The sequence below is a fragment of the Acidithiobacillus sp. genome (genome assembly GCF_049965315.1).
In the GTDB taxonomy this organism is placed as follows: domain Bacteria; phylum Pseudomonadota; class Gammaproteobacteria; order Acidithiobacillales; family Acidithiobacillaceae; genus Acidithiobacillus_B.
Genome location: NZ_JBMFWL010000004.1, coordinates 14,715 through 26,778 on the forward strand (window position 1 = coordinate 14,715; position 12,064 = coordinate 26,778).

The window sequence follows — 12,064 nt, forward strand, 5'->3', positions numbered from 1 at the left end:
AACAGGGACTGTAGCGGTCGGGGGCGGCCGGGCTGGGCATCATGCCCATGGGCGAAGCCCGGCGGCTTGCCAAGCTGAGAAAGCCCCTATACTTTGCAGAGGTCCGCATCCGGCCCGGGGGGAGGGTATTGTTGCAGCAGACGCGGCGTACACCGTGGGTAGGCATTGACGCGGGCATCCTCCTGACGGAGATGGCGGATATCGCCCGTTGGCTCCTGGATCAGTTCCGCGGAGCGGAAACGGAGATCCTCCTCGAAAATTATATCTTCGAAGGAGGGGTCTGGCCGGGGCAGGTCCTTGACATCCTGGAGGCCAAGGCCCGCTCCGGTGTGCGCGTCCATGTCACCCTGGATGCCATCGGCAGTCGCGGCTTTCCGTCGGCCTGGAGTTCCCGGTTGCGGGCCGCGGGGGCCCATGTCCACTGGTATCACCGGCTGCGTTTCATCGGGATGGAGCATCGCCTGCGCCGCACCCATCGGCGCATCATCGTGGTGGATGGCCAATGGGCGGCCGTTGGCGGCTTTGCCTTTGCCGATGCCTGGCTGGGGGCGGGGGAAGGCAGCCCGCCCTATCGCGATGCCCTCTTTGCCTGTCGTGGGCCCATCGCCCAGCACTTGCGCCTGGCCTTCGCCCGCCATCACCCCGACTTCCCGGCGTTGCCGCTGCCCTTGCCGGATTCCGGGGCAATAGAGGCGGGGGCGGCCTGCTGGGGCAAGGGCCGCCTGCTGGAGGGCCTGCCGCCCCGGCGCCGCGGCATGCGCCGGCGTTTCCTGGCCGTCCTGCGCACTGCCCGCCGGGAATTGTGGATCGCTACCCCCTACTTCAATCCCGACCCCGTAGTCCGTCGCGCCCTGCAGCAGGCCGCCCGGCGAGGGGTGGACGTGCGCTTGCTGCTGGCGGGCCGGATCACCGATCATCCACTTTTGCGTTTTGGCATACAGGCGTATTATCAGCCGCTGATGCAAGCGGGCGTGCGTATTTATGAATATCAGGGTGCGTTCCTGCACGGCAAGTATGCCTTGGCCGATGGTTATTGGGTGACTCTCGGGTCGGCCAATCTCGATTTTTTGAGCTTATGGTTTAATCGCGAGCTCAACATAGAATTACGTAGCCCCTTGGCGGTCTTATTGTTACGCAGCCTTTTCGTGCGCGAGTTCGCCCATGCGCAGGAGCTTGCCATGGGCGGCTGGCAGCGACGGCCGCGCTGGCGGCGCACACTGGAGTGGCTTTTGGCCGTGCTCGACCGCTGGGCGCAAGCGCGCGCCCTCGGCCGACGCAAATATTGAGAGGTTTTCATGCATCATATTCGCAAGACGGCTGTTCTGCCTTACAGCGCAGATCAGATTTTTGCCTTGGTGGAGGACATCCCCGCCTATCCGCAGTTTTTGCCCTGGTGCGGCCGGAGCCGGATCATCGAGGATCATGGTGATGAGGCGCTGGCCGAAATTACCATTTCCCATGGGGCATTCGGGAAATCCTTTACGACCCGCAATCGTTATCAGCGCCCCAAGCTGGCGGAACTGCGCCTGATCAACGGCCCCTTTCGTTTTCTGGAAGGATTATGGCAGTTGGAGGCCGTCAGCGGCGGCACGCGCGTCACCCTGGATCTGCGTTTCGAGTTCAGCTCGCGCCTCATCGGCGCCTTTTTGGATCCCATCTTCAAGCAGGCTGCCGAAACCATGGTGCAGAGCTTCGCCAGCCGCGCCCGGGCCGTCTACGGCCCCCCCGGTGCCCGCCTTCCTGCCCAATCCTGACCTGCGCCCCGGTCAGCCGGGGCATTGGGCCACGGGCCTTGATCCGGCGGCCCATGTCCACATCCTGCCAATGCCGTGCTTGTGCAGGTCGCGGCCATGGGCCGCTCCTGCGGGTCGGGGGCACGCTGCATGATGATGAGGCGCGGCGGATGCCTGGCCGTTAGGCGTTCTGTAGCGTTGTGCCGGAGGTCAGGATGCAGCCGCCGCCGTGGCCTCTGCCGCCTTCACGTCGCCCTGGACACCCAGCAATTTGCCGTCCTTGTCAAAGAGGACGTAGATCTTGCGCACTTCGAGGGTGCCATAGGCCGGCTTCAAGCTATATACATAGACCCACTGGTCAGGGTGCCAGGGGTCCCGCAGGAGGGGCGAGCCCAGGATGGTGCGCACCTGCAACTGATCCATGCCGGGATGCAATTCGGCCAGTTCCTTGGCGGTGACGACATTGCCCTGCTGCACGTTCACGCGATAGATATTGCAGCCGGTGAGCAACAGGCCGAGAAGGGGTATCAGGAGGAAAGGGCGGAGGCTTCTCATAGTCCTTGTCTTGGGCGATCGGTGCATCTATCCTAAACCATTCTTGGATGCCATTTCTACGAGCGAATGAATAGCGACGAACTCAAGCGTGCCGGCCTCAAGGCCACTCTGCCGCGTCTCAAGATCCTGCGGATCTTCGAGGAAGGCGCCACCCGCCATCTTACGGCCGAGGATATCTATCGGCAGCTTCTGGATGCCGGCGAGGAAGTGGGGTTGGCCACGGTCTACCGCGTGCTTACCCAGTTCGAGTCGGCGGGTCTGGTGCGCCGCCATCATTTTGAAGGCGACAAGGCCATTTTCGAGCTCAATGAAAGCGGGCACCATGATCATATGGTCTGCACCGCCTGCGGCAAGGTGCTGGAATTCTTTGACGAGCGTCTGGAAGCACGGCAGCGCGAACTGGCTGAGGAAGAAGGCTTTTTCATTACCGACCATAGCCTCTATCTCTACGGAACCTGTCTGGGAATGCAGGAGCGGGGGGTCTGCTCGCTCAAGTCGGCCGATGAAGCGGATCACTGATATTTCCGCCGTTCAAGCTCCAGCGCCGCGCCGCGGTGCAGTGCCAAGTCCAACGATGTTCGATTGCGCGGAGCGGGCGAAAAAAACGCCGGCTACCCGTCGATGTATGGCCACCTTTCCAGGAGAAACCCCATGGACGCAAAACTCGTAGAAGCCTTTCAGCGCACCCTGGAAGACCGGCGCCAGGACCTGCTTGCCGGAGTGCGCACGCACCTGCTCAATGGTGAACTGGCGGCGGAGGAGCGGGAGCGGCTGGAAGTGCGGGATGTCGGTGATGACTCGGTGCTGGATCTCGCCGAGAGCCTGGGGCTGGCGCGGGATTTGCGGGAAGCTCAGGCATTGCGGGCGGTGAACCTCGCCCTGGAGCGCATTCGGGCCGGCACTTACGGGATCTGCGTGGACTGCGGGGAAGAGATTCCCGTGGCGCGCTTGCAGGTGGAGCCCGAAGCGGAGCGCTGCGTAGCATGCCAGCAGCGTTGGGAGGCGTTGCAGGAGCAGACGGAGGCGACTCTCTAAGCCCCTTCTCCGCGAATCTCCGTTTCGCTGAGGACGAGATTGTCGCGATGGATGAGTTCCGGATCCTCCAGTTCGCCAAACTCCTCGGCGATCACCTTGCTGCTTTTCCCGATGCGCTGCCGGACCATCTGCGCGTCGAGGTTGACCAGGCCCCGGGCCACTTCCCGGCCCTCCGGGTCCAGGCAAACGACCAGGTCGCCGCGCTGAAAGCTTCCCTCCGCCGCGGTAACACCGACGGGTAGCAGGCTGCCGCCTTTTTTCCTCAACACTTGCGCTGCGCCAGCATCGAGGTGCAGGGTGCCGGCCGCCCGGAGCTGCCCCGCCAGCCAGCGCTTGCGGGCGGCGAGACGGGCCAGGCGGGGATGGAAGTAGGTGCCCAGGGCTTCTCCCCGCTGCAGGCGCAAAAGCAGGTCCGGCTCGTGACCGCTGGCGACGATGGTGGCGGTTCCCGAGCGGGCGGCCCGGGCGGCGGCCCGCACCTTGGTGATCATGCCGCCGCTGCCCACATGGCTGCCCACGCCTCCCGCCATCTGCTCCAGGGCGGGATCGCCGGCGGTCACTTCGCTCAGCAGGCGGGCATCGGGATGCTGCCGGGGGTCGGCGTCATAGAGGCCGGTCTGGTCGGTGAGAATGACCAGGAGGTCGGCTTCCAGCAGGTTGCTCACCAGCGCTGCCAGGGTGTCGTTATCGCCAAAACGGATTTCTTCGCTGGCTACGGCATCATTTTCATTGATGATGGGGATTACCCCCATTTCCAGGAGGGTGCGCAAGGTGGCGCTGGCGTTGAGATAGCGGCGCCGATCGCGGAGATCCTCATGGGTGAGAAGCACCTGGCCACCGTGAACTCCCCCTTCGCGCAACCATTCTTCATAGATCTGGATCAGGGCTGCCTGGCCGACGCTGGCCGCTGCCTGCAGTTGATTGAGGGCCGTGGGCCGCGACTTCCAGCCTAGGCGCTCCATGCCGGCGGCTACGGCTCCGGAAGAGACGAGGACGATCTCGATGCCTTTCTGCCGCAAGGCGAGGCATTGCCGTACCCAGGCATGGATGGCCCCATGGTCCAGACCCTGGCCGCCATTGGTGAGCAGGCTGCTGCCAATCTTGACCACCCAGCGCCGCGCTTGCGGCATGGCAGCGCGATTCACCACTCTTCCTCCTCTTCCTCCTCCCCGATGCTCAGGGCCGGCTCGTCGTCCTCGTCCCATAGACCAATGGCCTCGGGTGGGGGCGGCGGCGGGAGCTCGGCCAAGGCCAACCAGACCTTGCGCATGAGTTCCTGGCAGCCGGCGCCGCTGGCGGCGGAAATGAGGAAGGCCGGATCCTGCCAGTCCAGGTCCCGACGCAGGGCCTGGAAGTGGGACTGGGCCGCCTCGGGGGTGAAGAGATCGGCCTTGTTGGCCACCAGCCAGCGCGGCTGCGCGGCCAGGGTTGGGCTGTAGGCGGCCAGTTCATCCTCCAGCGCCCGCACCTGCTCGGCGGGATCGCCGCCGTCGGGCGGAGACAGATCCACCAGGTGCAGCAGGAGCCGGGTGCGGGAGAGGTGTTTGAGGAAACGCGTACCCAGTCCGGCACCCTCGGCGGCACCGGGAATGAGGCCGGGGATGTCGGCCAAAACGAAGGATTCGTGCTCGGCAATGCGCACGACGCCCAAGTTGGGATACAGGGTGGTGAAAGGATAGTCGGCCACTTTGGGGCGGGCGGCGCTGACGGCGCGGATCAGGGTGCTCTTGCCGGCGTTGGGCATGCCGAGCAGGCCCACATCGGCGAGGAGGCGCAATTCCAGGCGCAACTGGCGTTCCTCGCCGCTGCCGCCCAATTCATGCTGACGCGGTGCCCGGTTGGTGCTGGATTTGTACCACATATTGCCGTGGCCTCCGCGACCGCCCTTGGCCACCAGCAGGGTATCGCCGTCGTGGCGCAGGTCCCCCAGGAGTTCGTGGGTGTCGTCGTCGTAGACCAGGGTGCCGATGGGGACGGTGATGCTCAGATCGCGCCCGCCCCGCCCCGTCATCTGCCGGCCGGCCCCCCCATGTCCGTTTTCCGCCCGAAAGCGGCGCTGGTAACGGAAGTCGATGAGGGTGTTGAGGCTGCCCTGGGCGACCAGCGTGACGTTGCCGCCCCGCCCGCCATCGCCCCCGTCGGGTCCGCCGAAGGGGATGAACTTCTCGCGGCGGAAGCTGACGGAGCCATGGCCGCCGTTGCCGGAGCCGACGGTGATGCGCACTTCATCAATGAATTTCATAGAAAAACCCCGCGCCGGAGAGTCCGGCGCGGGGCGCTCCGACGCTGGCTGGTCAAGCCGGCGAAACGACGCTGACGGTACGCACCTGGCGCGGGCCCTTGCGCTCGAATTTCACGACGCCCTCGGCCGTGGCGAAGAGGGTGTGATCCTTGCCTATGCCGACGTTGACGCCGGGATAAAACTGCGTGCCCCGCTGCCGTATGAGGATGTTGCCGCTGATGACCTGCTGTCCGGCGTAGCGCTTTACGCCCAGACGCTTGGACTGGGAATCGCGGCCGTTACGGGATGAACCGCCCGCCTTCTTGTGTGCCATGACGTTGCTCCTTAGGCCTCAATGCCGGTGATGCGAATTTCGGTGAAATATTGACGATGGCCCTGCTGCTTGCGGTAGTGCTTGCGCCGGCGCATCTTGAAGATCTGCACCTTTGCCGCGCGGCCCTGGGCGAGCACGGTGCCCTTGACGATGGCGCCATCGACATGGGGCGTACCGATCTTGACATCGGCGCCGCTGCCCACCATCAGCACGCGGTTGATGGCCAGCTCGCTGCCCTCTTCCAACTCCATTTTTTCGAGCCGGAGCTTGTCGCCCACTGCCACCCGATATTGTTTGCCGCCGTTTTCGATGACCGCGTACATCACAAACCTCCAAAATAAGGCTTTGCCGGAAGCTTCCGGAAAAGGGTAGTAAGATACCGGCAGGAGCGGTCACTGGTCAAGTGGCCTTGCCGCCACCTCCCGAAAACGCCTTGACAAGGCTGCCCTGCGATGCCGACAATCCTTTGCGCGTGCGCTTTCCGCCAGCAAATTGGGATCATCTTTGGAGCAAAAAGTGGCGATGGATTTGGAAGATGTCAACCGCCTGGTGCGGTCCGATATGGTGGCGGTGAACATCGTGATCCAGGAGCAGCTCCAATCGGCCGTGCCGACCATCCCGGCCATGGGGGCCTATATTATCGGCGCGGGCGGCAAGCGGCTGCGGCCCATCGTGCTGCTTCTGAGCAGCCGCATGGGGGGAGAGCATGGTACGCGACCCATCCCCCTGGCGGCGGTGGTCGAGTTCATCCATACCGCAACCCTGCTCCATGACGATGTGGTGGACGGCTCGGAACTGCGGCGCAGCAATGCGACGGCCAACCAGCTTTGGGGAAACGCCGCCGCGGTGCTGGTGGGGGATTTCCTCTATGCGCGCGCCTTTGAGATGATGGTGCGGGATGGGGACATCCGGGTGATGTCCACCCTCGCCGAGGCCACCAGTGTCATTGCCCAGGGCGAAGTGGCGCAATTGGAAAACGCCAACGACGCGGATCTGCAGCCCGATGCCTACTACGCGGTGATCGAGGCCAAGACGGCCAAGCTCTTCGAGGCCGCGGCACGTCTGGGCGCCATCCTCAATCATGCCGATCCCGAGCGGGAGGCGGCGCTGGCCCGCTATGGATCCTTGCTGGGTACGGCCTTCCAGTTGGTGGATGACGCCCTGGATTATTCGGTATCGGCGGAACAGATGGGCAAGAATCGCGGTGACGACTTGGTCGATGGCAAGGCGACGCTGCCCTTCATCTACGCCATGCAGGAAGGCTCGGAGGCGGAGCGGGGGGTGCTGCGGGACGCCCTGAGCAGCGGGGATCGCGCCGGGCTGGAGCGGGTCCTGGAAATCATTGCCAGGACCCGGGCGATTGATTACACTCTGGACGTCGCGGCGGCTAAGGCGAAGCAGGCTCAGGCGTGCTTGGCGGGCTTCTCCGACGGCCCGGAGCGTCGGGCCTTGTCGTTTCTTGCGGATTTTGCCGTACGTCGTGAATTTTAGTTAGGAAAACGCGCGGGGCGTGGCTCAGCCTGGTAGAGCGCCGCCTTCGGGAGGCGGATGTCGGAGGTTCGAATCCTCTCGCCCCGACCAAAAATCAAAACGTCCGGTTATCCGGGCGTTTTTTTATGGGCAAAAACCGGGGGAGGACGGCAGGGAATGGGGCATCGCTCCTGCCCTTTTGCCAAGGGCCGTTGCGCAAGGTGCCTTGGGACGGCAAGACCACCCATTTTATTCTATAACCCATTTTGATGAGGCCGGGGTAGGGGAGGTGACCGTGTTGCGTTCTTGCTTTGGATGCCTTGGGGTGGTGTTGCTTTTGCTGCTGACGGCCTGTGCCCAACAGGTTCCCTTGGCGCCCGTGGTGGCGGCCGCCCCGCCCCGGCCGGTGGTGACCCGGAATCCGGCCATTGCCTTGCACGCGGCGGAAGCGTTGCAGAACCGTTGGCAGGCCAGCCTGGGCCAGGGTGGTCAATATTCCGGCAATTGCGTGCGGCTGGGGTTGCAGCAAAGCCCCATGGCGGGCGCCTGCTGGAGCAATCTGGCCAAAAGCTATGGAGAATCCGCCCGCGACTTTGCGGCGCCCGGGCCCCGTTTCCCGCCGGCCGTTGCCGAGGATATGGCCAAGGGGCGGGCGGCCGCCGCGCGTTTTTTCGCGCTGGCCCAAGACTGGGCCAGCGCCTGCGCCGCCATGCCGGCGGGTCACTTGCAAGAGTGTGACCGTCCGCAGCTCTTTGCGCTGATGCAACGGGAAAAGATAGAGGCCAACACCGCCTTTCGCGCCGGAGTCCAGCGCTTGCGCGGGCATCCCCTGGCGGCCGGGGACCAGTGAACGGGTATTCCGGGCGCTGTCCGCTGGCGGAGCCCCGTGGCTGGCGCCGGCCCGAGGGGGTTGCCCACGCATGATGAAATGGCTATTCCTGGTGGCGTTGCTCGCCGTGCTGTTTTATCTTTGGCGGCACCGGGTGCCCCATGGCCGGGGCACGCCATCCGTCGCCCTGGTGCGTTGCGCGCGCTGCGGCGTGTGGCTGCCCCATTCCGCGGCGACCCATCGGCGGGATGGTACGCATCTTTGCCCGTATCACTCCAAGGAGGATTCGTGACGGTTTCTGCCCCAAGGTTGCGCCCGGCGCTCTATGCGCTTTTTCCGTTTTTGGCCTACTTGCTGGCGTGGTATTACAACGGACAATTGATCCCGCTCCTGGCGGGCAGCATGATCCTCCTGATGCTGTGGGGCGCCTGGGTGTGGTGGCCGCGCCTGCGGGAGGGTCTGCCCTGGCCGCGAGGCTTCCTGCCCGTCTTCATGCTGGCCTGGCTGATCTGGTTTGGGGCGACGCTGTTCTGGAGCGGGGTGCCTTATACCAGTTGGTTCTATTTCTGGGTGCTGGGCTCCCTGCCCCTGGCCTTTCTGATCTGGATCGCCCTGCCTGCCGATGTGGCGGAGGGGGCGTGGCGCTGCTTGTGGCGCGGTGCGGTCCTGAGCGCGGTGGCGCTCAGCCTCTATGCCCTCTGGCAATACGATCAGTGGATGGGGCGCGGGGTTGGACTGACCGGACTGCGGCCGCTGGGTCCGCTGCTGGATACCAACAGCTTTGCGGCCTGGTTGAACCTGCTCTTTTTCCCGGTGCTGGTGGCTTATTTCAGCAGCGATGCCCAGCGCCGGGAGCGCTTTCTTTCCGCACGGGTGCATTGGGTCAGCCTGGGTTATCTCATCACCATGACCTTGCTCCTGCTGGCCTTTTTTTCCACCAACAGCCGGGGCGGTTTTCTCGCCTGGCTGTGCACCATGCCCATTGCCCTGTGGGGGCTGCGCCGCCAGCCGGGGGCGCGGGGCCGCAGCTTCCTGGTGCTGGGTCTGGCGACCACCGCCTTTCTCCTTTTCGGTTATGTGCAGGGCTATGACCTGCTGGGTCATCTGGCCCCCGGTTTCATTACCCATAACATCAGCACCGTTTCCCGCGGCCTCATGTGGCTGGCGACTTGGCATATCTTTTTGAGCCATCCTTGGCTGGGTACGGGGCTGGGGAGTTATTTCCTCTATTATCCGGCCTATCGCCTGCCGGGAGAGCTGGCTTCGGCGGGAACCTACGCCCATAACGATTACATCGAGTATCTGGCCGAAGGCGGGTTGATCAACCTCGGCTTTCTCCTGACCTTTGCGGGGGTCCTGATTTTTTCCCTCTATCGCCTGCTGGTGCAGGGCGGGAAGGCCTTGGGACTGGCGGATGAGCAACGTTTGCAGGCGCTGGGACTGGTCCTGGGGGTGTTCGCCATCACCGGCCATGCCCTGGGCAATTTCATTTTCTACAACTTGCCCTTGAGTCTCCTGGGCGGGCTTTTCCTGGCCCGCGCCTGGCAGATTTTCGGGGCGCGCGGCTGGACGGCGCCGTTGCTGCCGCGCCTGGGGATCAATCACTCCTTCATTGCGCAAACGGTGCTGGCCATCGCCCTGGCGGCGGGGTCCTGGAACCTGGCCTGCGACGGGCTCAGTTTTTCCTTGTTGAGTGATAACGCCTGGTTGAACCGTTGGATGCCCAATGCCGGGCAGCGGGCGGTATTCCTGCTGCGCGCTGCGGACTGGCTGTCCCTGTTCCGCCCGCTGGCCACGCAACCCCATGTCTATCTGGCCAATACCTATTTGAGCCTGGCGACGAATGACCGTGTGCTCGATGCAAAAAAGCGCCGGGAATTGCTGCGGAGCGCGCTGCATGAATACCGGGAAAGTCTGGTGGGCATTCCGCGTCAGGGAGGGGTGTGGAACTCCATCGGCACCTTGTATCTTAGTGAAGGGAAACGGCTGGGTCTGAGTACGGATGCGGCGCGCCGCGCCGCCCTGCTGGCCTGGCGCAAGGGCTTGGCCATCGATCCCGAGAGCGTTGCCCTGCGCACGCAGATCGCGGAGTTGGCCTACCTCTTGCCCGGCCATGTGCAGGAGGGCCTGGCCTTCATGCGCGCGGGTCTGGACCGTCCCCTTTTCCCGGATTCCCGCAGCGCCCTGCAGATGAACATCGCCATGACCCAGTGGCGCGCCCATGACGCGGCCGGTGCGCGGCAAACGCTGGTCCGCTTGCTGCAGGAGAACCCCGCCTACACCCCGGCCGTGGGGCTTTTGCAGTCGATGCTGCATCCTCTCCCTGTTCAGCCAAAGGAGCCCTGACGATGGAAATACCCGCCAGCATCTTTCGTGAATATGACATCCGCGGCGTAGTGGGGCGTGATCTCACCCCTGCGCGCGTGGAGGCCATCGGCCGCGCCATCGGCAGCGAGGCACGGGCCCAGGGGCTGTCGCGGCTGGCGGTGGCCAGGGACGGCCGGCTGTCGGGGCCGGAACTGGTCCAGGCCCTGCGCAACGGTTTGCGGGCGACGGGCTGTGCGGTGCTGGATGTGGGCATGGTGCCGACGCCGACCTTGTATTTTGCCATCCACCATCTCCACGCCGACGGAGGGGTCATGCTGACGGGCAGCCACAATCCGCCCAATTACAACGGCTTCAAGATGGTTCTGGGGGGCAGGACCCTGCATGGGGCGGCGATCCAGCAGATCCATGAGCGCATCCGCGCGGATGACTTTTGGCTCGGTCCGGTGGGAGATGTCGAAAACGACGAGATCCTCCCCGCCTATGTGCAGCGCATCGTCGGCGATGTGCACCTCGCGCGCCGGCTGCGCATCGGCATGGACTGCGGCAGCGGCGTGACCGGTGTGGTGGCGCCGGAATTGTTCCGGGCCCTGGGTTGTGAGGTGCATGGACTCTTTACGGAGGTGGATGGCCATTTTCCCCATCATCATCCCGATCCCAGCGAGGAGAAAAACCTCCAGGATCTCATTCGTCTCGTGGCGGAGCAGGGACTGGATCTGGGCCTGGCCTTTGATGGCGACGGGGATCGCCTGGGTGTGGTGGCGCCTGGCGGGGAGATCATCTGGGCCGACCGGCAGATGATCCTCTTTGCCCAGGATGTCCTGTCACGGGTGCCTGGGGCGCCCATCATCTTTGACGTGAAATGTTCCCATTTCCTGCCCGAGGCCATCCGCGCGGCGGGTGGTGTGCCGCTCATGTGGAAGACGGGGCATTCCCTGATCAAGGCGAAGATGGCGGAGATGGCGGCGCCGCTGGCGGGGGAGATGAGCGGCCATATCTTCTTCAAGGAACGCTGGTATGGCTTTGATGACGGGCTGTATGCCGGCGCCCGCCTGCTGGAGATCCTCAGTCGGCGGGCCGAGGCCCCCGGCGCCGTGTTACGCGCCCTGCCCAAGGGCTTCAGCACGCCGGAACTGCGGGTGGAACTGGCGGAGGGGGAGCATTTTGCGCTCATGGAACGGATTCGCGCGGAGGCCGCCCAGCGTTTCCCCGATGCGACGCTCATCGCCCTGGATGGCGTTCGCGTGGAACTGGCCGATGCCTGGGGTCTGGTGCGGGCCTCCAATACCCAGCCGGTATTGGTCTTGCGCTTTGAGGGCGACAGCGCCGCCGCCCTGGCGGGTATTCAGGGGCGTTTCCGGGAGCTTCTGCAGGCGGTCAAGCCGGGGGTGATCCTGCCGTTTTGACGGCGTGGCAGGATTGCCGCTCGGGAGGAAGGGGTGGACGCGATGAACGTGACAAAGGCGGTGGATGGGGCGTTTTGCCAGGACCCTTGGCCCATGGCCTTAGCCGTGGGACTGGGGAGAGAAAACCGCGGTGCCAAGCGCGGAATCTAGGATGAA

14 protein-coding genes and 1 tRNA gene are annotated in these 12,064 nt (G+C 64.4%); 10 read left to right on the forward strand and 5 right to left on the reverse strand.

Going from position 1 to position 12,064, the window contains the following annotated elements:
* Positions 1-128 precede the first annotated feature (128 nt).
* Both ACP5MM_RS01935 and ACP5MM_RS01940 read left to right on the forward strand, forming a co-directional pair.
* Positions 129-1,286, forward strand: coding sequence for a phospholipase D-like domain-containing protein (locus tag ACP5MM_RS01935; protein ID WP_427934027.1), 1,158 nt, complete (start codon positions 129-131; stop codon positions 1,284-1,286).
* Between the two features lie 9 nt (positions 1,287-1,295).
* The gene (locus ACP5MM_RS01940) at positions 1,296-1,754 is read left to right on the forward strand and encodes a type II toxin-antitoxin system RatA family toxin (protein ID WP_427934028.1); all 459 of its coding nucleotides are present in this window, start codon (positions 1,296-1,298) and stop codon (positions 1,752-1,754) included.
* Between the two features lie 189 nt (positions 1,755-1,943).
* Here the strand turns inward: ACP5MM_RS01940 and ACP5MM_RS01945 are convergent, their stop codons facing one another.
* Complete coding sequence (locus ACP5MM_RS01945; protein ID WP_427931322.1) at positions 1,944-2,288, reverse strand: outer membrane protein assembly factor BamE; 345 nt, start codon at positions 2,286-2,288, stop codon at positions 1,944-1,946.
* 66 nt (positions 2,289-2,354) lie between these two features.
* Here ACP5MM_RS01945 and fur point away from each other — a divergent pair, with 66 nt between their 5' ends.
* Positions 2,355-2,807 carry a ferric iron uptake transcriptional regulator gene (gene fur, locus ACP5MM_RS01950; RefSeq protein WP_427931324.1) on the forward strand — a complete coding sequence of 151 codons (453 nt, stop codon included), beginning with the start codon at positions 2,355-2,357 and terminating at the stop codon, positions 2,805-2,807.
* Positions 2,808-2,939: 132 nt separating this feature from the next.
* Complete coding sequence (locus tag ACP5MM_RS01955; RefSeq protein WP_427931326.1) at positions 2,940-3,323, forward strand: TraR/DksA family transcriptional regulator; 384 nt, start codon at positions 2,940-2,942, stop codon at positions 3,321-3,323.
* On the opposite strand, the gene proB is transcribed toward ACP5MM_RS01955, so the two are convergent.
* From proB to rplU, 4 genes are read right to left on the reverse strand one after another with little or no spacing between them, the layout of a single operon-like run.
* Entirely contained in the window at positions 3,320-4,453 is a 1,134-nt protein-coding gene (gene proB, locus ACP5MM_RS01960; RefSeq protein ID WP_427934051.1) for a glutamate 5-kinase, read from the reverse strand. The genes ACP5MM_RS01955 and proB overlap by 4 nt on opposite strands.
* Before the next feature lie 11 nt (positions 4,454-4,464).
* Entirely contained in the window at positions 4,465-5,565 is a 1,101-nt protein-coding gene (gene cgtA, locus ACP5MM_RS01965; protein ID WP_427934029.1) for an Obg family GTPase CgtA, read from the reverse strand.
* A gap of 52 nt (positions 5,566-5,617) precedes the next feature.
* Positions 5,618-5,878: a 50S ribosomal protein L27 gene (gene rpmA, locus ACP5MM_RS01970; RefSeq protein WP_123102372.1), complete on the reverse strand. Its 261-nt coding sequence runs from the start codon at positions 5,876-5,878 to the stop codon at positions 5,618-5,620.
* A gap of 11 nt (positions 5,879-5,889) precedes the next feature.
* On the reverse strand, positions 5,890-6,201 hold the full coding sequence (gene rplU, locus ACP5MM_RS01975) for a 50S ribosomal protein L21 (protein WP_427931330.1): 312 nt from the start codon (positions 6,199-6,201) through the stop codon (positions 5,890-5,892).
* A 199-nt stretch (positions 6,202-6,400) separates the two neighbouring features.
* On the opposite strand from rplU, the gene ACP5MM_RS01980 reads away from it, so the two are divergent.
* The 6 genes from ACP5MM_RS01980 (at position 6,401) to ACP5MM_RS02005 (ending at position 11,908) form a co-directional block, all read left to right on the forward strand.
* Entirely contained in the window at positions 6,401-7,369 is a 969-nt protein-coding gene (locus tag ACP5MM_RS01980) for a polyprenyl synthetase family protein (protein WP_427931377.1), read from the forward strand.
* A gap of 13 nt (positions 7,370-7,382) precedes the next feature.
* Positions 7,383-7,459 (forward strand) — tRNA-Pro (locus tag ACP5MM_RS01985).
* Positions 7,460-7,673: 214 nt separating this feature from the next.
* Positions 7,674-8,198, forward strand: coding sequence for a hypothetical protein (locus tag ACP5MM_RS01990; RefSeq protein ID WP_427931332.1), 525 nt, complete (start codon positions 7,674-7,676; stop codon positions 8,196-8,198).
* Positions 8,199-8,268: 70 nt separating this feature from the next.
* Positions 8,269-8,469 carry a hypothetical protein gene (locus ACP5MM_RS01995; RefSeq protein WP_427931334.1) on the forward strand — a complete coding sequence of 67 codons (201 nt, stop codon included), beginning with the start codon at positions 8,269-8,271 and terminating at the stop codon, positions 8,467-8,469.
* Positions 8,466-10,523, forward strand: coding sequence for an O-antigen ligase family protein (locus ACP5MM_RS02000; protein ID WP_427934030.1), 2,058 nt, complete (start codon positions 8,466-8,468; stop codon positions 10,521-10,523). Before ACP5MM_RS01995 ends, ACP5MM_RS02000 begins: the two co-directional genes overlap by 4 nt.
* Before the next feature lie 2 nt (positions 10,524-10,525).
* Positions 10,526-11,908 (forward strand): phosphomannomutase/phosphoglucomutase, encoded by a 1,383-nt coding sequence (locus ACP5MM_RS02005; protein ID WP_427934031.1) that lies wholly within the window; start codon positions 10,526-10,528, stop codon positions 11,906-11,908.
* Positions 11,909-12,064 lie beyond the last annotated feature (156 nt).

Excerpts from the sequence above, each read along its gene's own strand:
- ACP5MM_RS01940 (WP_427934028.1), top strand. The coding sequence starts at position 1,296 with ATGCATCATATTCGCAAGACGGCTGTTCTGCCTTACAGCGCAGATCAG.
- ACP5MM_RS01980 (WP_427931377.1), top strand. The coding sequence starts at position 6,401 with ATGGATTTGGAAGATGTCAACCGCCTGGTGCGGTCCGATATGGTGGCG.
- proB (WP_427934051.1), bottom strand. The coding sequence starts at position 4,453 with ATGCCGCAAGCGCGGCGCTGGGTGGTCAAGATTGGCAGCAGCCTGCTC.
- ACP5MM_RS01995 (WP_427931334.1), top strand. The coding sequence starts at position 8,269 with ATGATGAAATGGCTATTCCTGGTGGCGTTGCTCGCCGTGCTGTTTTAT.
- rplU (WP_427931330.1), bottom strand. The coding sequence starts at position 6,201 with ATGTACGCGGTCATCGAAAACGGCGGCAAACAATATCGGGTGGCAGTG.
- ACP5MM_RS02005 (WP_427934031.1), top strand. The coding sequence starts at position 10,526 with ATGGAAATACCCGCCAGCATCTTTCGTGAATATGACATCCGCGGCGTA.
- ACP5MM_RS01945 (WP_427931322.1), bottom strand. The coding sequence starts at position 2,288 with ATGAGAAGCCTCCGCCCTTTCCTCCTGATACCCCTTCTCGGCCTGTTG.
- fur (WP_427931324.1), top strand. The coding sequence starts at position 2,355 with ATGAATAGCGACGAACTCAAGCGTGCCGGCCTCAAGGCCACTCTGCCG.
- rpmA (WP_123102372.1), bottom strand. The coding sequence starts at position 5,878 with ATGGCACACAAGAAGGCGGGCGGTTCATCCCGTAACGGCCGCGATTCC.
- ACP5MM_RS01955 (WP_427931326.1), top strand. The coding sequence starts at position 2,940 with ATGGACGCAAAACTCGTAGAAGCCTTTCAGCGCACCCTGGAAGACCGG.
- cgtA (WP_427934029.1), bottom strand. The coding sequence starts at position 5,565 with ATGAAATTCATTGATGAAGTGCGCATCACCGTCGGCTCCGGCAACGGC.